We start from the raw sequence: 19,793 nt of genomic DNA on the forward strand, positions 1-19,793 counted from the left end.
ACGTACGGGCGGTAGTTGCCATCCGGGGACCAGTAGGTGACCGACCCGGCGGTGATCGGGAACGACACCGACCCGTCTTCCAGGGTCGCGTCGCCGGAGACGCCGGGGGTGAGCTTCAGGGCGGTGAGGGCGTCGGTGAAGCCGGAGTCGAGCTTCACGGCGGTGGAACCACCGAGGACCTCGGGCACCGAAGCGACGGGTGCGGGGATCTTCGACTCGGACGAGGACACCGTCTGCACGTTCGGGGTCGCGGCCTGGGCGGAGGAGATCCCGAACGCGGCACCGCCGAGGACGAGGGCACCGGTCGTGGCGAGGGTGATGGAGGTCTTGAGGCTCTTACGCATCGTGATCAGTCCTTTGCTCTGTGGGCACTCCGGCCGGTGGCCGAACGTTCGCTCTGTACGCACGCTGAATGTCGGCCGAATTCGACCGGAGAGCGCCCTGGGCTTTTGCCCTGTGCAAGTGATTCGGCACGCCGACCCGAACGGTTTGGGACGAGTTTCCTGAGGCGCTGCGACCCGCTGTTTCGTACCGTGTACCCATGGCTCCAGCACACATCCCCACCACCGACCGGCTCCGGGCGGTCGACGCCTGGTGGCGCGCCGCCAACTACCTGACGGTCGGGCAGATCTACCTGCTGGACAACCCGCTGCTCAGCCGGCCGATCGAGCCCGACGACGTCAAGCCGCGGTTGCTCGGGCACTGGGGCACCTCCCCCGCACTGAACCTCGTGTACGCGCACTGCAACGCGCTCATCGCCGAGACCGGCCGCGAGTTCCTGTACATCTGCGGCCCGGGGCACGGCGGCCCGGCGATGAACGCGAACGCCTGGCTGGACGGCACGTGGAACGAGCTGTACCAGGACGTCGACCTGCAGCGGTTCTTCCGCCAGTTCTCGTTCCCCGGCGGCATCCCCTCGCACGCCGCCCCGGAGACCCCCGGCTCCATCAACGAGGGCGGTGAGCTCGGCTACTCGCTGTCCCATGCCTACGGTGCGGCGCTCGACAACCCGGACCTCGTCGTCGCATGCGTGGTCGGTGACGGTGAAGCCGAGACCGGTCCGCTCGCCGGGTCGTGGCAGGCGCACACGTTCCTCGACCCGGTGTCCGACGGTGCGGTGCTGCCGATCCTCAACCTCAACGGGTGGAAGATCGCGAACCCGACCGTCCTCGCCCGCATCCCCGACGAGGACCTCACCGCGTACTTCCGCGGGCTCGGGTACGACCCGATCGTGGTCGACTCCCGCCGCGTCGACGACGATGCGTACGCGGTCCACGCCCTGTTCGACGGCGCGCTCCGACGCGCCCTCGCCAGCATCGACGACATCCAGGCCGCTGCCCGCGCCCAGGCCGCCCGTGCCGCCGCGGGGCAGCCCGCCGGTGCCGCGGCCCTGCGCCCGCGCTGGCCGATGATCGTGCTGCGCACCCCGAAGGGCTGGACCGGCCCGAAGGAGGTCGACGGCGAGCAGGTCGAGGGGACCTTCCGCGCGCACCAGGTGCCGCTGCCCGCCGTGCGCGAGGACGACGGCCACCGCGCCCAGCTCGAGGAGTGGATGCGCTCGTACCGCCCCGAGGAGCTCTTCGACGAGGACGGCCACCCGGTCGGCATCATGACGACGATCCGGCCGACCGGTGACGAGCGGATGAGCGCCACCCCGCACGGCAACGGCGGGCGCATCCGCACCGCGCTCGACCGCCCCCCGCTCGAGCCGTACGCGGTCGAGGCCGGTTCCACGGCGTCGGCCACCGGGACCCTCGGCCCCTGGCTCGCCGCACTCATCGAGAAGAACCCCTCGACCTTCCGGCTGTTCGGACCGGACGAGACGATCTCGAACAAGCTCGACGCCGTGTTCGACGTCACCACGCGTGTCTGGCGCGCCCGCCGGGCCCCGGGCGACGAGCACCTCGCCGCCCGCGGCCGGGTCACCGAGGTCCTGTCCGAGCACCTGCTGGAGGGCATGCTCGAGGGCTACGTCCTGTCCGGTCGGCACGGGATGCTCAACACCTACGAGGCGTTCGCCCACATCATCGACTCGATGGTCGGGCAGTACGCCAAGTGGCTGGAGTCCTCGACCGACATCGACTGGCGCGTCCCGGTGTCGAACCTGTCGCTGCTGCTCTCGTCGCACGTGTGGCGGCAGGACCACAACGGGTTCTCCCACCAGGACCCCGGGTTCCTCGACGTCGTCGCGTCGAAGCAGCAGGACCTCGTCCGCATCAAGCTGCCCGCCGACGCCAACACGCTGCTCGCCGTCGCCGCGCACGCGATGGAGACCACGGACCGCATCGAGGTGATCGTCGCGGGCAAGCACCCGGAACCGGTCTTCCTGTCCCTCGACGACGCGGTCGCGCACGTGAAGGCCGGACTCGGCGTCTGGGACTTCGCCGGCACCGAGCAGGCCGTCGGCAAGGTCGACGTCGTCCTCGCCTGCGCCGGCGACGTCCCCACGGTCGAGGCGATCGCTGCCACGGACATCATCCGGAAGCACGCTCCCGGCGTCGGTGTCCGCGTGCTCAACGTCGTCGACCTGCTGGCACTCGGGGACCCGCGCAAGCACGAGCACCCGATCCCGGACGAGCAGTACGACGCGCTCTTCCTGCCCGGCACTCCCACGGTCTTCGCGTTCCACGGGTACCCGACCCTCGTGCACCAGCTGACGTACCGCCGGAACGGGCACGACGACCTGCACGTGCACGGGTTCCTCGAGCAGGGCACGACGACCTCGCCGTTCGACATGCTCATGCGCAGCGAGATGGACCGCTTCGCACTGGCCCACGACGCCCTGACGCGGGTGGACGCCGAGGCGCATGCCGACCTGCTCACGAAGCTGTCCGAGGCGCGTGACGCCGCGCGGACGTTCGCGTACACGAAGGGCGAGGACCACCCGTCGCTCGCGGGCTGGGAGTTCGCGGGCTGGCCCCAGGACGAGCCGGCCAGCGGCGGGACCGGCGGCGACCCGGGGGCGGGCGAGACCGAGGCTGCTGCGCCCGGCAACTGACGCGCTCCTCCACAGGCCAGGAGGCCCGGAACACCCTCCACAGGACCGGTCACGCCCGTCGCGTGGCCGGTTCCGTGCTGTCAGGGTTCCGGCATGGACATCGGCTGGATCAGCGCGCTCGTGTCGGTCACGAGCGCGTCCGTCGCGCTGGGGGCGCTCGTCGCCTCGGTGCTCGACGGGCGCGCAGGACGGCGAAATGCAGAGTTCTCGGTGCACCGCGACCTGTGGTGGCAGCGTTGGTCGTGGGTCGCCGACCGGGCGACCTCGGACGACGAAGGAAAGCGCGCGGCTGCCGGTGTGATGTCGGCTGCGCTGGTGACCCGCAGTTGGACGACCGACGACGACACGTGGACGTCCTCGGCGCTCGCTGACTCCGAGGCAGCGCGAACCGAAGCCCGGCGACAACAGGAAGGAGTGCTCGCAGATGATCTCGACACTGACTGATGATGAGTTCAAACGGTGGCTCGACAACCGCGAGATGACGACACCCCGGCTCCTGGCGAGCCCCCACTACGGTCCGCTCATGCGCGCGAAGGGCGCCGAAGCGGAACTCGCGCAGATGCGCATCGAGTGGCGCGAACGCCAGGAGCGCGCCCGGGCGCGGAAGCTCAGGTACGAGGCGTCCTTCGGTGAGGGCTGAACCGGTGGTCCGCAGGCCTGCCACGCTGGGACCGTGACCGAACTCGTCATCCCGGCCCCGAGCCTCCCGACCGTGCCCACGACGACGGGCGCACGTTTCCCCGTCCGCCGCGTGTTCTGCGTCGGCCGGAACTACGCGGCGCACGCCCTGGAGATGGGCCACGACCCGGACCGCGAGCCGCCGTTCTTCTTCACCAAGCCGGCAGACGCGGTCGTGGTCGACGGCGCCGACACTCCGTACCCGCCGCTGACGCAGCAACTGGAGCACGAGGTCGAGCTCGTCGTCGCGATCGGCACCGGCGGCACGGACATCGCCGTGGCCGACGCCCTCGCACACGTCTGGGGCTACGCCGTCGGGATCGACCTCACCCGACGAGACCTGCAGGCCGAGGCGAAGCGGCTCGGCCGTCCGTGGGACACCGCGAAGGGCTTCGACGCCTCAGCGCCCATCGGGGCGATCACCCCGGCGGACGGGGTCGACCCGACCAGCGGCGCGATCGAGTTGACGGTGGGCGGGGAGCTCCGGCAGTCCGGCGACCTGGCCGACCAGATCTGGTCGGTGGCCGAGACGATCGCGGCGCTGTCGCGGTCCGTCGTACTCGCCCCCGGTGACCTCGTGATGACCGGCACTCCTGACGGTGTCGGCGTGCTCGAACGCGGTTCGGTGCTCGTCGGCACGATCGCCGGCGTCGGCGAGGTCCGGACCCGGATCGTCTGAGCAACGTGTCGGCGATGTGTCGCCGGGCTGGGAGCGTTCGCAGCCTGTGCGGGTAGTTCTTGGGCATCGTCGCGGGTGGGGCCCGCGACGGACACGGGGCGGCGCATCGCGACGGGGCGACGCGGACACCTCGGGACTGCCGGAGGTACCACCGTGCTGGAACACGACCTGCTCGCCACGTCCTGGACGTGGGCGGGCGACGAGAGCATCCGCGACCGCGTGCACGCCGTCGGTGTCGCCGGGTTCGCCGGCCTGTCGCTGTCCCTCGACGCCCTGCACGAGGTCCGAGCGACGACGGGGTTCGCCGAACTGCGCCGCATGCTCGACGGAGCCGGCATCGTCTGGGTCCAGCTCGGCCCGCTCGACCGCTGGTGGACCTGCACGAGCCGCACCGAGGACGAGGACGCCGACCGCGGGGTCGTGCTCGAGGCCGCCGCGACCCTGAGCGCCTGGCAGGTGGTGGTGCGCGCCGACACCTCGTTGCCCGGAGCCTCCCCCGCGACGATGGCCGACGACTGGGTCGTGCTCGCCGACCAGGCCGAGGCGGTCGGGGCGCAGCTCGTGCTCGAACCGGAACCGTGGTCCAACCTGCCCACGATCGAACGGGCCTCCCGCTTCGTCGCCGCCGCCGGGCACCCGAACGGCGGGCTGCTCATCGACGCCATGCACGCGCTCCGCGGCGGTTCCACCCTCGCCTCGATCCGTCAGGGCGTCGCGCCGGGGGTCCTCGCAGCCGTCGAGCTGAGCGACGGACTACTGCACACCCCGAGCGGGATGACCCTCGCCGAGGAGTCCCGGACCGCACGGTACCTGCCCGGTGCCGGAGCGTGGGACCTGCCCGGCTTCGTCCGGACCGTCCGTGAACTCGGGTTCGACGAGCCGTGGGGTGTCGAGGTCCGGACCCCGGCGCACCGGGCGATGCCCGTCCGCGATGCGCTCCGGACGGCCGTCGCCGCCACCCGTGCGGTGCTCGACGCCGCCGATGCGTTCGGCGCCCCGGCCGCTCCGGCGATGCCCTCGACCCCCGCACCGACGTCCGCGGTGGACTTCGAGCCGCTGCACTCCGACCGCCGTGCACCGACGCACGGTGCCGGCCGACGGGACGCCGACACAGGGACGCCCGCGTAGGTTGCTGGCATGACTGATCAGGCAGCACACGACGACGACCTGCTCCGCCGTTCCCAGGAGTCCATCGACGAGGCCAAGGCCGCTGCGGCCGAGGTGGTCGAACCGGAGGAGGACACCCTCATCGACGAGGACGCCCCGGTGGCCGACCACGCCCAGCCGGCTGACGGCCCCGCGCCCGCGGCCTGACTCGGCCCCGCTCCACCGAACTCGCCGGGCACCCCACCGAGGGTGCCCGGCGAGTTTCTTTCCGTGGTTGCGTGACGAAGCGGCCGCTCGACACGTCTCAAGGACGGACCCGCCAGGTGCGCTTCGGTGCGCCTGGCGCGAGGGGTCGTGTCCGGTCTCCCTGAACCGACCGGTCACGCCTCCCGCCGACGGTCCGTGCGCTCCCTGATCCAGCGTGCGGACCGTGGGGGCCGTCAGCCCCGTCAGCTCGTTCGGTGCGCCGGCCCTCCGGCGTCAGCCGGTCAGCCGTCGCCCTCGTCGGCGAGGAAGTCCGCGTACCGGACCTCGGCCTCCGTGGTGCTGGCCACGGGCTCCGTCTTGCGCTGCGACCGGTCGTCCCCCGTGATCGCGACGCGCTCTGCTGCCGTGTACGGCGGCAGGTACTTGCTCGAGTCCATCCGCTCCAGCCCCCTTCGTCCCGGCGAACGTAACAGCCGTGCGCCGATCGTGGCCAGCGGTGCCGATAGTGTCCCCCGCGCGGACTCCGTACGGGGGACGGATGTTCGCCAGCGGCGGACCCCATGCGCACGCATGTGGAGCCGAGGGCGGAGCACGGGTCAGGTCTCCCGGACGACGTCCTCCGGGTCCTTGTCCGCCCGCCACCCTCGCCACGACGGCTGCCGGAGCCGTCCGTCGCCGGTCCACTCGGCGAACTCGACCTCGCCGACGCGCTTCGGGGTCACCCAGTGCGCGTCACGGGCGTCAGGACGCGGGACGTCGACGAACGGCGAGGTCTTCCGCTCCGTCGGACCGAGGAGCGCGGCGATCTCGTCGAGGTCACGGTCGCGGAACCCCGTGCCGACCTTGCCGACGTACTCCAGCCCGTCGGGTCCGGGCACGCCGAGCAGCAGCGACCCGATCCCGCCGGCTCGCCGTCCGCTGCCGGGTTTCCAACCGCCGACCACGACCTCTTGCGTGGCGTGGTGCTTGCGCTTCAGCCAGGCCTCGGACCGCCGGCCCTCGGCGTACTTCGACGACCGCTTCTTCGCGACCACGCCCTCGAGGCCCTGCTCGCGCGATGCAGCCAGCACCGCGTCGAGGTCGCCCTGCACCGCCGGCGGCACGTCGATCGCACCGCCCGGTTCCACGACCGTCTCGAGTGCCTGTCGCCGGGCGTCGTAGCCGAGCCGCGTGAGCTCGTGGCCGTCCGCCTCGAGCACGTCGAACAGCAGGAACCGCACGGGCGTGGTCTCCTGCGCGCTCCGGACCTCTCGTGCCTTGGTCAGGCCCATGCGGTTCTGGAGCAGCTGGAACGAGGGTCGGCCACGATCGTCGACGGCCACGATCTCACCGTCGAACACGCCGTCCACGCCGGCCCGCTCGCCCAGTTCCTGCAGCTCGGGGTACTGGGCCGTCAGGTCGTTGTCGTTGCGGCTGCGCAGGGTCACCGACCCGTCGCGGACCGTCGCCAGCGCGCGCACCCCGTCCCACTTCATCTCGAAGGCCCAGTCGGCCGGGTCCAGCCGGGGCTCACCCTTGGCCAGGGTCGCCTGCATCGTCCGGCGCTCCGACGGCGGGGTCTCGGCGTCCGCGGTCCCGCTGATCCGTCGCTTCCCGGCGCGGTGTGCATCGCCGTTCCCGTCCGACGTTCGGTCCGCCCGTCGCGCCACCGCCGGCCCGGCAGAGCCGCCGCCGTCCGCCAGCCGTTCGGGTTGCTCCTTCGTGCGGTGGATGAGCCAGTTCTTCTCGTCGCCACCGCCCCGACCGCGGGTGTGCAGGAGTGCGAGCCGGCGAGCGCCACCGGCCCGACCGTGCAGCGTCACGATGACCTCCTGCCCCTCGCGCCACTTCTCGAGCTCGTAGGTGCCGTCGTCCCAGATCGTCACGGTGCCGCCGCCGTACTCGTCCTTCGGGATCGTGCCCTCGAACGTGCCGTACTCGAGCGGGTGGTCCTCGGTCTGCACGGCCAGGTGGTTCTTGCCGGGGTCGGTCGGTTCGCCCTTCGGCAGGGCCCAGCTCACCAGCACTCCGTCGTGCTCCAGCCGGAAGTCGTAGTGGTCGCGGGTGGCGTGGTGTTCCTGGATCACGAAGGTCGGTGTGCCGTCCTTCCGCACGGTGGGAGCGCCTTCCGGCACGGGCTCCGGGGTCTTCGAGGCGTCACGCTTCGCGCGGTACGCGGCGAGCCGGTCGCGCGCGGGCTGCTCGGCGTCGTTCGCCCGCTCGGTGCGGTCGCTGTCCCAGTGACCGTGGTCGTCGCGCCCGACGGCCAGCGAGGCGGACGCGACCGGGTGCAGGAAGTCCCCACGGGCCTCCAGGCGTTCGAGGACCTCGTCCAACGTGAGCTGCGCGAGCCCGCGCTCCTCGAGCTCCTTCCAGGTGCGGGGCGCCGCGACCGTCGGCCGCTCGCGGCCGCGCAGCGAGTACGGGGCGATGGTCGTCTTGTTGCCGTTGTTCTGCGACCAGTCGACGAAGACCTTGCCCTTCCGCTCGGCGCGGCTCATCGACGACAGCACCAGGTCGGGCAAGTCCGTCTCGAGTGCCTTCGCCAGCTCGTGGGCGACCTCGGAGACCTGCGCCGTCGTCGCTTTGCCGTCGAGTGCCGCGTACAGGTGGATGCCCTTGGAGCCGGACGTCACCGGGTACGGGTCGAGGCCCATCCCGTGCAGGATCTCGCGGGCGGCCACGGCGACCTCGACGCACTCGGGCAGCCCGACGCCGTCGCCCGGGTCGAGGTCGAGGACGAGCCGGTCCGGGTTCTGCTGCGCGCCGCGGGGGCCGAACCGCCACTGCGGGACGTGCAGTTCGAGCGCGGCCTGCTGCGCCATCCACACCAGGGTCGGCAGGTCGTCGACGATCGGGTACTCGTTGTCGTGCTCCGAGTGGTGGATGGTGTGGTGCCGCACCCAGTCGGGGGCCGAGTCGGGCAGGTTCTTCTCGAAGAAGACCTTGCCCTCGACACCGTTGGCCCAGCGCTTCCGGGTCACGGGGCGGTCCTTGACGTGCGGGATCATCCACGGCGCGACCCGCTCGTAGTACTCGATCACCCGACCCTTCGTGGTGCCGGTCTCGGGGTAGAGCACCTTGTCGGTGTTCGTGAGCGCGAGCCGCCGTTCGCCGACGAGGACGACGGTCTTGCGCGAGGCGGGACTCACAGCGCCACCCCGGTCGCTCCCGCCACCGTCAGGGTCGTGCCGGACGTGTACGACGACTCGGGCCCGGCCAGGTAGACGTAGGCGCTGCCGAGCTCGACGGGTTGGGCCGGGCGCCCGAAGGGGGTGTCCTGGCCGTACGCGGCGATCTCGTCGCCCGGGTAGCTGATGGGCTGCAGGGGCGTCCACACCGGCCCGGGCACCACCGTGTTGGCCCGGATGCCCTTCGCCGCGAGCTGCCGCGCGAGCCCGTTCGTGTAGGTGATGATCGCGGCCTTCGTCGCGGCGTAGTCGATCATGCGGTCCTGCGGCTGGTACGCGGACACCGAGCTGGTCGTGACGATCGAGCTCCCCGGCGCCATGTGCGGGACAGCAGCGCGGACGAGCCAGAACAGCGAGTACAGGTTGACCTTCATCGTGCGGTCGAAGTCCTCGGTGCTCTGCCGGGTGACGTCCTCGTGCACCTGCTGGTGGCCCGCGACCAGCACGAGCGCGTCGAGACCCCCGAGCTGGCTGACGGCGTCCTGCACCAGGACGTCACAGAAGGCCTCGTCGGTCAGGTCGCCGGGCAGCAGCACGGCCTTGCGCCCGAGGTCGCCGATGACGTCGCGGACCTGCTCGAGGTCCTCGCGCTCTTCGGGCAGGGCGTTCAGGGCGACGTCGGCGCCCTCCTTCGCCATCGCGATCGCCGCAGCGCGCCCGATGCCGGAGTCCGCCCCCGTGACGAGCACCCGGTACCCGCGCATCCGCCCGGTGCCCAGGTAGCTCGTCTCGCCATGGTCGGGGGCGGGGTCCATCGCACTCGCCAGCCCGGACCCCTGCTGGGTCTGCGCGGGGAACGGCGGACGGGGGAACTGGTCGCGCGGGTCCTGCTTGTCGAGCTGGCTCATGGGCCCATCGTGCTCGCGCCGGCCTCGCGGTGGTCCAGCGAACCGGACATCCGTGGAACGATCCCCCCGACGGCGGACCTGTGGAGGACCCGTCGGCTCCGGGCACGCACGCGTGCGGGCGGGCATCATGTGCGCATGAGGTCGATCTGGAAGGGCTCCATCGCGTTCGGGCTCGTCAACGTGCCCATCAAGGTCTACGCGGCCACCGAGACGCACGACGTGTCCCTGCACCAGGTGCACGACGACGACAAGGGCCGCATCCGGTACAAGCGGGTGTGCGAGTTCGGCCACGAGGTCGAGTACGCCGACATCCAGCGTGCCTACGACGACGGTGACAAGACCGTGGTGCTCACGGCGGACGACTTCAAGCAGCTCCCCGAGGAGCAGTCGCACGAGGTCGAGGTGCTCGAGTTCGTGCCCGTCGAGCAGGTCGACCCGATGATGTTCGAGAAGACCTACTACCTCGAGCCGGACTCGCGCTCGCCGAAGGCGTACGTGCTGCTGCGCGAGACCCTGGCGAAGACCGACCGCCTGGCGATCGTGCAGTTCACCCTGCGGCAGAAGACCCGGCTCGGGGTGCTCCGGGTGCACGACGAGGTCATCCTGCTGCAGGGGCTGCTCTGGGGCGACGAGGTGCGCGCGGCCGACTTCAAGACCCTCGACACGACGGTGAAGGTCAGCGCCAACGAACTGAAGATGTCCTCCTCGCTCGTCGAGAGCATGTCCACCGACTTCGACCCCGACCGCTACACCGACTCCTACCAGGAGGAGCTGCAGCAGCTGATCGACGCGAAGCTCGAGGCGGGCGACGACATCGACACCGAGAAGACCTTCGGCGCGCAGGACGACGAGGACGACGACGACGAGGGCGGTGACGTGCTCGACCTGATGGCCGCCCTGCGTGCGTCCGTCGACAAGAAGCGGACAGGAGGCTCGGGGTCGCGTTCGTCGTCGACCTCACGGTCGTCGTCGGGTTCTGGCTCGGGCACGTCTGGCTCGGGCACGTCCGGCCCCGGCAGGAAGGCACCGGCGAAGAAGGCGCCCGCGAAGAAGGCCGCGGAGAGCACGACCGAGACGGCCCCCGCGAAGTCGGCGCCGAAGAAGGCGCCCGCGAAGAAGGCTCCGGCGAAGAAGGCTCCGGCGAAGAAGCCCGCCGCCAAGAAGCAGGCGAGCTGACCGCTGGCGAGGGTCAGGCCGCGGTCGAGCCGCCGCCCGCCAGACGCTCGAGCGTGGTGAACACCTCGGCGTACTGCTGCCGGAGCGCTGCCCACCCAGCGCCGGTGTCGATCGACTCCGGGTCCTCGACGGGTACCGCGTACCCGTACTGCGCCCGCGGGACCGGGTCACCCGGCAACCGGAGCTCCTGGGTGAACGCACCGCTCGCCGCCTCGAAGGTCAGGGTGTGCGATGCGACGTTCCGGCCCCAGTCCGCGGACGGCCACGACATGAACGCGACGTGCCGCATCCCCTCGGCGGGATCGGTCGCCGAGACGTAGCAGCCGTGGTGGTCCTCGCCCGGGGACAGGATCGTGTACGTGCCGTTGTCCCGGTAGACGAGCAGTGCCTCGGCGAAGGGCTTCGGTGCGTACATCGCGGTGTAGCGCAGCGCGTGCACGAACTGCGGCCGGCCCAGCGGGACCGTCACGAGCGCGCTGCGGGCCGGCCCTTCGCTCGGTGGCGCCTCGCCCGGGGTCGACGCCGCGACGCCTGCCGGAAGGTGGGCGACGTAGAGCAGTTCGGCGTCCTCCGTGCCGGTGCTGCGGCCGTCGTGCACCACGTGCGGCTCCTCGACCAGGGCCTCCCCTGGCCCGACGACCCGCGTGGCCTCTTCGGTGACGTGCGTCAGCGCACCGCGCACCACGAGACCCGTCTGGCGTGCGTCGTGCCGGTGCCAGCCGGTCGACGCGCCCACCGGGAGCGTCAGCCGCCGCACCTCGTAGGTGCCGCCGTCGGGCCCGTCGACGGTCGCGACGAGGGTGGTGGTGGGCTCGGGGTGGGGCATCGGGGTCCTCTCGGTGGTGCGTTCGCCAGATGATCGTCTTGCACCCGCCTGGGACGGTGGTCGAAGGACGACGCGGATCCGTTCAGCCGGCGCGCGCGGCACGTGTCACGAGCCGGAAACACGGGTCCGGGACACTGGTCGGATGACTCCACAAGAGCCTGGGAGCCTGCAGTCGTCATCCGAGACCGCAGGCCCGCCCGTCACCGTCTCCGTCACCCGCCTGGTCGAACCCGACCGCATCCCCGAGGCCACCCGCTGGGTGCAGTCCGGGGTGAACCTGGCGAACCGCTACCCCGGCTTCCTCGGCTCGGGGTGGGTGCGTTCCACCGCGCAGTCCCGCGAGTGGCACATGCTCTACCGGTTCGCCGACCACGACTCCCTGGCGACGTGGGAGAACTCCGACGACCGGCTGCGCTGGCTCGACCTGGGCCGTGACCTGGTGGTGGAGTCCCGCGTCGAGAAGCGCACCGGCATCGAGGGGTGGTTCGACGTCCCGCAGGACGCCCCGGCCTCGAGCGCTCCCCCGCGGTGGAAGCAGTCCGTGAGCATCTGGCTCGGCTTCTTCCCGGTGAACCTCGCGTTCACGTACCTGATGGCCTGGCTCGTCCCCGCGTTCGCGCACGTCGCGATCCTGCCCCGGGTGCTCATCACGACCGTCGTGCTCACGCCGATCATGACGTTCTGGGTGCTGCCGTTCGTGACGAAGCTGATCCGCCCGTGGTTGCTCGCACCCGCTGCCACACCAACCGGTCACACGAGGTGACGCAGCCCGTTCAGTCCACCTGCCGCAGGATCCGCTCGATGCCGTCGAGGCGTCGCTCGATGCTCGCGAGGGTGCTCGCGAGTTCGCGCTGCGCCGCCGCGTTGCGTTCGGTAGCCGCCCAGTCACCCTGACCGCGGTCTACCCCCCACTTCAGTCGGGCGATCGAGTACACGACCCCACAGATGATTGCCGTCACCGGCACCAGTACCCAGAGCATCCCAGTCCAATCCGTCGTGAAGTCCACGTAGTCCTCCATCGCTCAGTCCACGCCCTCACCAGTGACGTCCGTCGACATCGACGCTGCGACCCGGGTGTCGACCCGGACGTCGGAGTCGGCGAGCGTGTCGTAGCGGTACGCACGTCCGTCCGGGCCGAGGACCAGTTCGCTGGTCACCAGCCCGGTGGCCTCGAGCCGGGTCAGATGCATCGTCGCCAGCGGACGCGAGATCTGCAGTCGACGGGCCAGGTCGCTCGCGTGCATCGTCCCCTCGAACAGCAGCGCGAGCATCCGGAGGCGTGGCGCACTCGCTTGCGCTTGGAGACGCGCGAGCAACATCGCGTCATCACTCGGGCGTTCGCGCACAGTCCGTCCCGATACGTGTCGAGCCTCGGTCTCCTCATCTCAGCCGCAGCCCCCCTCGTGCCGGAGTGATCGGTACCGGTACGTGTTCTCTCGCACCATCCATCGCGGTGCGAGATCGACCCGCACCGTCTGTCCCCCCGTGAACATGGCTTACTCGGCTGACTTCCTGCGGGTGAAGCCCCGAGGCTCGCGCTCGGATGCCCACCGGAAGAAGGCGCCGGACAGGACGATGCCGATGACGGCCCACCCGAGCAGGATCAGGACTTGTCGACCGTCGCAGGCAAACGTGCCCTCGGAGAAGACCGCAGCGAACAGCTGGAAGAGCGGCGCACCGGGGAGGTAGGGGACGATGGCATCGACGACGGCACCGAGCGGCACCGTGATGAACGCGCCCGACAGGAACGCGAGCGGGAAGAAGATGCCGTTGACGATCGGGACTGCCGCGTCGGCGTTCGGCGGGAGCAGCGAGAGCGCCACGCCGATGGGCGACAGGGCGATGAAGCCGAGCACTGCCGTCACGACGAGCGGCACGATGCGGTCGGGGTCCATCGTGACCCGGAGACCGAGGAACCCGATCGCGGAGACCACCGCGAGCACGATGACCAGGGTGACGAAGATGTTCACGAGGAACGCACCCATGACGACCCACGGCGGTACCGGTGTTGTCCGGAACCGACGAAACAGGCCGTGTTCGCGGCGGATCGCCAGGCCGATCGCGACGTTCGCGAACGTCACGGACATCAGCGCGAACGTCAGCACGCCCGCATAACTGAGGTTTGCCTGTCGGATCTCCGCACCGTCCACGGAACGAATGCTGTCCGCAGCACTCAGGAATGCAACTCCGAACACGACGTAGAACATGACGGGCATGAGCACGATGAACGCGAGCGAGATGACCGACATCCAGAAGTCGACGAATTCTGATCGCGTGTGCAAGAGAAAACTCTTCACAAAGTTGTGCCGCTTTCCAACGGCTGCTGCGAGCGTCACGCGGAGACCTCCGGTTCACCGACGAGCTTGACGTACGCATCGTCGAGGGTGGGTGCGACGATCGTCAGGTCACCGAGGTTGTGCCCCGTGGAGGCCTCCCACGATCGCAGCTGTTCGAGGAGCTTGCCGTGGGACGGCGTGGAGTACCGGAGACGCTCGCCGACACGGACGGCTCCGGCTGGGAGCAGCTCGCGTTCGCCGGCGGGGAGATCGAACTCGACCCGTCCGGGGGCGGCTGACAGCCGCACGATGTCCCGCGGGCTGCCGCTCGCGGCGAAGTGGCCGTCGCGGAGGATGTGCACGGCGTCGGCCAGCTGCTGGACCTCGTCCAGGTCGTGGGAGGTGAGCACCACGGTCACCCCGGCCCGGTTCGAGTCGGCGATGAGCCCGCGGATCGAATGTCGGGAGATCGGGTCGAGACCGGTCGACGGTTCGTCGAGGAACAGGATCCGTGGGCGGCCGACGAATGCCAACGCAAGGTCGAGACGACGACGCATACCGCCGGACAGGGACCGGACCGGCTTCTGCGCGAACTCGTCGAGGCCGAAGCGGGTCACCGATTCTGTGAGCGGCACGGCGTCCGGGTAGTAACTGGCCTGCCGGAGAAGCAGATCGCGAGGCGTCAGTGCAGGTTCGAGGAGCGTCTGCTGCATGACGACGCCGATGACCGTCCTGAGCCGCCGGAAGTCCACGACGTGTCCGGGGTCGTACCCGAGGACCGACAGCGATCCAGAGTCGCGCCCCCGGTGCCCTTCGAGGATCTCGACGAGCGTGGTCTTCCCGGCACCGTTCGGCCCGAGGAAGGCGGCAACGCTGCCGTCTTCGACGACGACGTCGAGTGCCCGGAGGACGTCGACCCCGCGGTAGCTCTTGGTCAGCCCATCGGCTGTGATGGCGGCCATGGATGGGTCCTATCTGGTTGCTGGATCGGCGGTGATCGGATCAGTGCGGGGCTCTCACGCGCATGACAGCCCCGCACGCTGGATCAGCCGCAGGACCCCGACGAGCAGCACGAGCTGCTGCCACAGCAGGACGTCGAGGTGCAGCTGCTGCTGCCGCTCGTGGCCCCCGTCTCGGGAACGGCGACCGCCTCACGGACGGACAGGACCTCGAGACCGCTGAAGTCGAGATCTGGCAGATCAATGATTGAGTTGCGCTCCACGATGAAGTCCCCTTCGCCACGGAACCAGCCAATCCAGCACCTGGCCGTTAACATATTGCCGTTCTTACTCGGCGTCAACCACGGTCCCGAGTCCAGGGAAGTGCATGGGGTCCTTGGGTGACGACGGGGCGGCGCCGTTGCGCTGCCAGCATCGGGGGTGCGGCTCTGAGCCGTGTCAGACCAAGACCGACAGCTGGTCGAGCCGCTCGAGGATGACGCCCTCGCGCAGCGCCCACGGGCAGATCTCGAGGGCCGGCGGGTCGAAGATGTCCAGGCACGCCTCGGCGACGAGCGCCCCGGGCACCACCTGGTGCGCCCGGCTCGCCGAGACGCCGGGCAGCGCCGCGAGCTCGTCGACCGACATCGTCAGCAGCTCCGGCAGCCGCTGCCGCAGCACCGCGCCGTCGAGCGCCCGCGGCACCAGGGGCCCGGCAACCGACGGCGCGGCCCCGCAGATGCGGGCGATCGACCGGAACGTCTTCGACGTCGCCACGGCCCGGTCCGGCCGACCCGAGCGGAGCAGCCGTCCCGCGTCACGGGCGATCTCGACGCGGATCTCGTGCCGGATCCGGCGGACGTCGTCCTCGGTCGGGGTGCCTGCGGAGAAGTACGAGCGCGCGAGGCGTGCGGCGCCGATCGGCATGGACCACGCGACGTCCGGCGCCTCGTCGGCACCGCCGGCGATCTCGAGCGAGCCACCGCCGATGTCGAAGACCGCCAGGCGACCGGCGGACCAGCCGAACCACCGGCGCACGGCCAGGAACGTCAACCGGGCCTCGTCCGAGCCGGACAGGACGGCCAGCTCGACCCCGGTGGACGACTCGACGTGGGCGAGCACGGCCTCGGAGTTGCCGGCGTCGCGCACCGCCGAGGTGGCGAACGCGAGCATGTCCTCGCAGCCGCGCTCCTCGGCGACCCGGACGGCGTCGGCGACGAAGGTGGTCAGGGCGTCGATCCCCTGCTGCGTCACAGCGCCCGAGTCGTCCAGGTGCTCGGCCAGCCGCAGCGGCTGCTTGAACGAGGACGCCGGCAGCGGCGCGGCGCCGCCGTGGGCGTCCACCACGAGCAGGTGGCCGGTGTTGGACCCGATGTCGAGGACTCCCACGCGCATGCCACAACGCTAGCGGGCCGTGCAGTCACCGCACGGCCGGGAGGCCCGTCTCACACCCGCAGGAACGCCTCCAGCTCGGCGGTGGTCGGGTACGAGGCCTGTGCGCCCGGCTTGGTCGCGGCGTACGCCCCGACCCCCACCGCGAACCGAGCGGCGTCGACGAGGGTGTCCCCCGCGGCCAGGCGCAGCGCCACCGCACCCATGAAGGCGTCGCCGCAGCCCGTGGTGTCCACCGGATCGACCCGCACGGCGTCGATCGCGACCGGCTCAGAACCGCCGTCGTGCACGACGCAGCCGGCACCGCCGCGGGTGACGATCGACCGTGCGACGCCGTGGTCACCGAGCGCCACGGCCTCGTGCTCGTTCACCAGCAGCACGTCGGTCAGTTCGAGGAGCTCGGCCGGCACGGCACCGAACGGCGACAGGTTCGTGAGCACCGTGACCCCGGCGACGTGCGCGGCCCGGGCGGCGGCGAGGACGACGTCGATCGAGACCTCAAGGCAGAGCCCGAGCACCGCGGCACCCGAGAAGACGTCGGCGGGCACGTCGTCCGGCGTCAGCGTGCCGTTCGCCCCGGCGGAGATCACGATGGTGTTCTCGCCGGCGGCGTCGACCGTGATCACGGCGGTGCCGGTGGCCACGCCCTCCCGGACGGCGACGTGCGTGGTGTCGACCCCCGCAGCCGCGACGGAGTCGCGGAGCAGCGCACCGTTCCCGTCGTCGCCGACCGCACCGATCATGCGCACCGTGCCCCCGAGCCTCCCGGCGGCCACCGCCTGGTTGGCGGACTTGCCCCCGGGCAGGATGGCGAGGTCGGAGCCCTGCAGGGTCTCACCGGGCTGGGGGAAGCGCTCGGTGCGGACCACCAGGTCCGCGTTGAGCGACCCGACGACGACGATGCTCTCGGTCAACGGACGGTCTCCTTCTGCGGGGCGACGGACGTGGTCTCGGCGCCCTCCGGACGGGGGATGAGGAACGAGATCGCGAGCGCGACGGTCGTGATCGCGGCCCCGAGCAGCATGCCACCGGAGTACCCGGCGGTGCCCGCGGAACCGCCGACGCCGAGCGCGATCTGCAGCGCGGGCAGGACGGCGAAGCTGACCCCGGCACCGAGGTTGAACGCACCGGCGTTCAGGCCGGGCAGGAACCCGGGGTTCGACTCCGGTGACAGCACGATGCCCAGGCCGTTCAGGATGATGTTCGCGATGCCGGCGTAGGTGATGCCGATCAGCACGGTCGCGGTGACCAGCACGGGCAGCGAGTGCACGCCGACGAGTGCCATCAGGACGGTCGAGACGATGCTGCCGATCAGGCCGAAGCGGAGCACGGCGCGGTACCCGATGGTCGGGGCGAGGCGCCCGGCGAAGGGTCCGACGACCCAGCCGACCAGGGCGTACGGGGTGAGGAACACGAGCGACGCCAGGTCGGGTTCCATCCCGAAGCCGGCGTCACCGTTCTGCGCGAGCGAGGTGACCAGGCCGTTGACGACCGCGAAGACGCCCGTCATCGTCAGGAACGTCGTCGCCAGGAGCGCCCAGGTCGCCCGGCGCTTCAGGAACCGGGTCTCGACCAGGGGTTCCCGCACCCGCGACTCGACGGCCCAGAACACCGCGAAGGCGACGAGCGCGACGACGACGCCACCGACCACGAGCACGGGGTTCGCCGCGCCGAGCTTGCCGGCTTCGTTGAACGCCGTGAGCAGCGCACCGACGCTCACCACGAGGGGCACGACGCCGATCCAGTCCATCCGGGTACCGGCGGAGGGCTTCGACTCGACACCCCAGACGGCGACCAGGAACAGGGCGATCACGGTGACGACGGCGATGACCCAGAAGATCCCGCGGAAGCCGAAGTTCGTCGCGATCCACCCGCCGGCCAGGGCGTCGACGCCCGCGATGCCGCCGTTCACCGCGGTCAGCAGGCCGAGCGCTCCGCCGTAGCGCTTCGGGTCGCTGATCTCGTTGCGCAGGACGAGCAGGCAGATCGGGACGACCGGACCGGTGACGCCCTGGATGATGCGGCCGGCGAACAGCATCGGCACGTTCACCGCGAGCGCGGCGACGATGCTGCCGACGAGCATCACGGCGAGCATGCCGAGCAGCACGCGCTTGCGCCCGACGATGTCGGACAGCCGCGGCAGGAACAGCGAGAACAGCGCCGCGAGCGTGAAGTACAGGGTCTGCGACAGGCCGATGGTGGCATCGTCCGTGTCGAGCTCGCGCGCCATCGTGACGAGGGCGGGGCTGAGCATGCTCGCGTTCAGCTGGAACGCGATGCACGCGGCGAGGAGCGCGGCGGTGAGCGCGCCGATCGACTTCTTCGTCGAGGTGGTGGTCATGGGGTTCAGTGCTCCGGGGTCGTGGTGATGCCGGCTTCGACGGCGTCGGCGGCGGCACGCGGGGTCCAGCCGGTGTCGGCCGTCTCGCCGATGCGCTCGAGGGCGTCGACGACGAGGTCCCAGAACCGGCCGTGGTCGAGCTCCATCGCGGCGCTCGTGCGGCAGTCCTCGGGCGCGGGGGCGCGGAAGTCGGCGACGGTCATGCCGAGGGTCAGGGCGCCCTGGGTCTCGACGCGGATCGGGACCTTCACGGCACGGACGATCGTGGGGTCGATGACGTAGGCGACGGCACAGGGGTCGTGGACCGGCGGGGCGTCGAAGCCCTGGGCGTCCTTGTAGGTCTGGCCGAAGAAGTCGAGCAGCTCACCGACGAACGCGGCGGGGGCGGTGCCGACGCCGGCGATGCGCGCGGCGACCTCGGGGGTGGCGAGGGCCTGGTGCGTCAGGTCGAGGCCGACCATCACGACGTCCCAGCCGGCCTCGAACACGATGGCCGCGGCCTCGGGGTCGATGACGATGTTGAACTCGGCGACCGGGCTCCAGTTGCCGACGTGCACGCCGCCGCCCATGAGCACGACCTGCTTGACGCGCTCGACGATGCGGGGCTCCTTGCGGGCGGCGAGGGCGATGTTGGTCAGGCCGCCGGTCGGCACGAGGGTGACCGTGCCGGGCTCGTGGGCCATCACGGTGTCGATGATCAGGTCGACGGCGTGGCGCTCGTCGAGCTCGAACGACGGCTCGGGGAGCATCGGCCCGTCGAGGCCGCTCTCGCCGTGGATGTCCGGTGCCACCTCGATCTGGCGCAGCAGCGGGCGGGCGGCTCCGGCGGCGAACGGCACCCCGGTGATGCCGGCGATGCGGGCGACGGCCAGGGCGTTGCGGGTGACCTTCGGCAGCGTCTGGTTGCCGACGACGGTGGTCACGGCGAGCAGGTCGATCGCCGGGCTGCCGTGGGCGAGCAGGAGCGCCACGGCGTCGTCGTGGCCGGGGTCGCAGTCGAGGATGATCTTCGCGGCGGGCTGGGTCGCATCGGGCACGCTGGGCGCTCCACTTCTTCGGGGAATCGAGGTGAGTGCTCGACGTGGTGGGGATCCGCACCCCCGACAGAACGTCGGGCAGGCGGCGCGTCAAGCGTTTGACATCGAAACACGTCAAAC

At 70.9% G+C, this 19,793-nt stretch carries 21 protein-coding genes and 1 pseudogene; 8 read left to right on the top strand and 14 right to left on the bottom strand.

Annotation, left to right across the window (positions count from 1 at the left end; translation table 11 throughout):
• Positions 1-344: pseudogene (locus tag KK087_RS14285) on the bottom strand (hypothetical protein); the annotation flags it as partial.
• A gap of 197 nt (positions 345-541) precedes the next feature.
• On the opposite strand from KK087_RS14285, the gene KK087_RS14290 reads away from it, so the two are divergent.
• The 6 genes from KK087_RS14290 to KK087_RS14315 all read left to right on the top strand — a co-directional run bounded on the left by KK087_RS14290 (position 542) and on the right by KK087_RS14315 (position 5,669).
• Positions 542-2,998, top strand: a complete 2,457-nt coding sequence (locus KK087_RS14290; RefSeq protein ID WP_214530287.1) for a phosphoketolase family protein — start codon at positions 542-544, stop codon at positions 2,996-2,998.
• A gap of 93 nt (positions 2,999-3,091) precedes the next feature.
• Complete coding sequence (locus KK087_RS14295; RefSeq protein ID WP_214566185.1) at positions 3,092-3,442, top strand: hypothetical protein; 351 nt, start codon at positions 3,092-3,094, stop codon at positions 3,440-3,442.
• A complete protein-coding gene (locus KK087_RS14300; RefSeq protein WP_214530285.1) occupies positions 3,423-3,638 on the top strand; it encodes a hypothetical protein in 216 nt (71 codons plus the stop codon). Before KK087_RS14295 ends, KK087_RS14300 begins: the two co-directional genes overlap by 20 nt.
• A 33-nt stretch (positions 3,639-3,671) precedes the next feature.
• Positions 3,672-4,355 carry a fumarylacetoacetate hydrolase family protein gene (locus KK087_RS14305; RefSeq protein WP_214566187.1) on the top strand — a complete coding sequence of 228 codons (684 nt, stop codon included), beginning with the start codon at positions 3,672-3,674 and terminating at the stop codon, positions 4,353-4,355.
• 153 nt (positions 4,356-4,508) lie between these two features.
• Positions 4,509-5,483 (top strand): sugar phosphate isomerase/epimerase family protein, encoded by a 975-nt coding sequence (locus KK087_RS14310; RefSeq protein WP_214566189.1) that lies wholly within the window; start codon positions 4,509-4,511, stop codon positions 5,481-5,483.
• 9 nt (positions 5,484-5,492) lie between these two features.
• A complete protein-coding gene (locus KK087_RS14315) occupies positions 5,493-5,669 on the top strand; it encodes a hypothetical protein (protein ID WP_214530282.1) in 177 nt (58 codons plus the stop codon).
• Positions 5,670-5,950: 281 nt separating this feature from the next.
• On the opposite strand, the gene KK087_RS14320 is transcribed toward KK087_RS14315, so the two are convergent.
• The 3 genes from KK087_RS14320 to KK087_RS14330 form a co-directional block, all read right to left on the bottom strand.
• Complete coding sequence (locus tag KK087_RS14320) at positions 5,951-6,106, bottom strand: hypothetical protein (protein WP_214530281.1); 156 nt, start codon at positions 6,104-6,106, stop codon at positions 5,951-5,953.
• A gap of 159 nt (positions 6,107-6,265) precedes the next feature.
• Entirely contained in the window at positions 6,266-8,800 is a 2,535-nt protein-coding gene (locus KK087_RS14325) for an ATP-dependent DNA ligase (protein ID WP_214566191.1), read from the bottom strand.
• Positions 8,797-9,687, bottom strand: coding sequence for an SDR family oxidoreductase (locus KK087_RS14330; RefSeq protein WP_214530279.1), 891 nt, complete (start codon positions 9,685-9,687; stop codon positions 8,797-8,799). Before KK087_RS14330 ends, KK087_RS14325 begins: the two co-directional genes overlap by 4 nt.
• Positions 9,688-9,822: 135 nt before the next feature.
• On the opposite strand from KK087_RS14330, the gene ku reads away from it, so the two are divergent.
• Entirely contained in the window at positions 9,823-10,863 is a 1,041-nt protein-coding gene (gene ku / locus KK087_RS14335) for a non-homologous end joining protein Ku (RefSeq protein ID WP_214566193.1), read from the top strand.
• 13 nt (positions 10,864-10,876) lie between these two features.
• Here the strand turns inward: ku and KK087_RS14340 are convergent, their stop codons facing one another.
• Positions 10,877-11,689: a cupin domain-containing protein gene (locus KK087_RS14340; protein WP_214566195.1), complete on the bottom strand. Its 813-nt coding sequence runs from the start codon at positions 11,687-11,689 to the stop codon at positions 10,877-10,879.
• Between the two features lie 142 nt (positions 11,690-11,831).
• Between KK087_RS14340 and KK087_RS14345 the strand changes: the two genes are divergently transcribed.
• A complete protein-coding gene (locus tag KK087_RS14345) occupies positions 11,832-12,452 on the top strand; it encodes an antibiotic biosynthesis monooxygenase (protein WP_214566197.1) in 621 nt (206 codons plus the stop codon).
• Between the two features lie 10 nt (positions 12,453-12,462).
• Here KK087_RS14345 and KK087_RS14350 read toward each other — a convergent pair whose 3' ends face one another.
• The 9 genes from KK087_RS14350 to uriH form a co-directional block, all read right to left on the bottom strand.
• Entirely contained in the window at positions 12,463-12,708 is a 246-nt protein-coding gene (locus KK087_RS14350) for a hypothetical protein (RefSeq protein WP_214566200.1), read from the bottom strand.
• Between the two features lie 3 nt (positions 12,709-12,711).
• Positions 12,712-12,960: an ArsR/SmtB family transcription factor gene (locus KK087_RS14355; RefSeq protein ID WP_250901148.1), complete on the bottom strand. Its 249-nt coding sequence runs from the start codon at positions 12,958-12,960 to the stop codon at positions 12,712-12,714.
• Between the two features lie 225 nt (positions 12,961-13,185).
• Positions 13,186-13,971 (bottom strand): ABC transporter permease, encoded by a 786-nt coding sequence (locus KK087_RS14360; RefSeq protein WP_214566204.1) that lies wholly within the window; start codon positions 13,969-13,971, stop codon positions 13,186-13,188.
• Positions 13,972-14,021: 50 nt separating this feature from the next.
• The gene (locus tag KK087_RS14365) at positions 14,022-14,927 is read right to left on the bottom strand and encodes an ABC transporter ATP-binding protein (RefSeq protein ID WP_214566206.1); all 906 of its coding nucleotides are present in this window, start codon (positions 14,925-14,927) and stop codon (positions 14,022-14,024) included.
• A gap of 83 nt (positions 14,928-15,010) precedes the next feature.
• Positions 15,011-15,241 (bottom strand): thiazolylpeptide-type bacteriocin, encoded by a 231-nt coding sequence (locus KK087_RS18035; protein ID WP_367575439.1) that lies wholly within the window; start codon positions 15,239-15,241, stop codon positions 15,011-15,013.
• A 121-nt stretch (positions 15,242-15,362) separates the two neighbouring features.
• On the bottom strand, positions 15,363-16,298 hold the full coding sequence (locus KK087_RS14375; protein ID WP_214566209.1) for a Ppx/GppA family phosphatase: 936 nt from the start codon (positions 16,296-16,298) through the stop codon (positions 15,363-15,365).
• Positions 16,299-16,348: 50 nt separating this feature from the next.
• On the bottom strand, positions 16,349-17,209 hold the full coding sequence (locus KK087_RS14380) for a ribokinase (protein WP_214566211.1): 861 nt from the start codon (positions 17,207-17,209) through the stop codon (positions 16,349-16,351).
• Positions 17,206-18,636 carry a uridine transporter UriT gene (uriT, locus tag KK087_RS14385; protein WP_214566213.1) on the bottom strand — a complete coding sequence of 477 codons (1,431 nt, stop codon included), beginning with the start codon at positions 18,634-18,636 and terminating at the stop codon, positions 17,206-17,208. Before uriT ends, KK087_RS14380 begins: the two co-directional genes overlap by 4 nt.
• A gap of 5 nt (positions 18,637-18,641) precedes the next feature.
• Complete coding sequence (uriH, locus tag KK087_RS14390; protein WP_214566215.1) at positions 18,642-19,673, bottom strand: uridine-preferring nucleoside hydrolase UriH; 1,032 nt, start codon at positions 19,671-19,673, stop codon at positions 18,642-18,644.
• Positions 19,674-19,793 lie beyond the last annotated feature (120 nt).

Origin of the sequence: Curtobacterium aurantiacum, from assembly GCF_018598555.1 — a bacterium.
GTDB classification, from domain to species: domain Bacteria; phylum Actinomycetota; class Actinomycetes; order Actinomycetales; family Microbacteriaceae; genus Curtobacterium; species Curtobacterium aurantiacum.

Bases quoted from the DNA above. Each gene is read 5' to 3' on its own strand.
- KK087_RS14290 (WP_214530287.1), top strand. From the start codon at position 542: ATGGCTCCAGCACACATCCCCACCACCGACCGGCTCCGGGCGGTCGAC.
- KK087_RS14295 (WP_214566185.1), top strand. From the start codon at position 3,092: ATGGACATCGGCTGGATCAGCGCGCTCGTGTCGGTCACGAGCGCGTCC.
- KK087_RS14300 (WP_214530285.1), top strand. From the start codon at position 3,423: ATGATCTCGACACTGACTGATGATGAGTTCAAACGGTGGCTCGACAAC.
- KK087_RS14315 (WP_214530282.1), top strand. From the start codon at position 5,493: ATGACTGATCAGGCAGCACACGACGACGACCTGCTCCGCCGTTCCCAG.
- KK087_RS14320 (WP_214530281.1), bottom strand. From the start codon at position 6,106: ATGGACTCGAGCAAGTACCTGCCGCCGTACACGGCAGCAGAGCGCGTC.
- KK087_RS14330 (WP_214530279.1), bottom strand. From the start codon at position 9,687: ATGAGCCAGCTCGACAAGCAGGACCCGCGCGACCAGTTCCCCCGTCCG.
- ku (WP_214566193.1), top strand. From the start codon at position 9,823: ATGAGGTCGATCTGGAAGGGCTCCATCGCGTTCGGGCTCGTCAACGTG.
- KK087_RS14340 (WP_214566195.1), bottom strand. From the start codon at position 11,689: ATGCCCCACCCCGAGCCCACCACCACCCTCGTCGCGACCGTCGACGGG.
- KK087_RS14345 (WP_214566197.1), top strand. From the start codon at position 11,832: ATGACTCCACAAGAGCCTGGGAGCCTGCAGTCGTCATCCGAGACCGCA.
- KK087_RS14350 (WP_214566200.1), bottom strand. From the start codon at position 12,708: ATGGAGGACTACGTGGACTTCACGACGGATTGGACTGGGATGCTCTGG.
- KK087_RS14355 (WP_250901148.1), bottom strand. From the start codon at position 12,960: ATGCTCGCGCTGCTGTTCGAGGGGACGATGCACGCGAGCGACCTGGCC.
- KK087_RS14365 (WP_214566206.1), bottom strand. From the start codon at position 14,927: ATGGCCGCCATCACAGCCGATGGGCTGACCAAGAGCTACCGCGGGGTC.
- KK087_RS18035 (WP_367575439.1), bottom strand. From the start codon at position 15,241: ATGTTAACGGCCAGGTGCTGGATTGGCTGGTTCCGTGGCGAAGGGGAC.
- KK087_RS14375 (WP_214566209.1), bottom strand. From the start codon at position 16,298: ATGCGCGTGGGAGTCCTCGACATCGGGTCCAACACCGGCCACCTGCTC.
- uriT (WP_214566213.1), bottom strand. From the start codon at position 18,636: ATGACCACCACCTCGACGAAGAAGTCGATCGGCGCGCTCACCGCCGCG.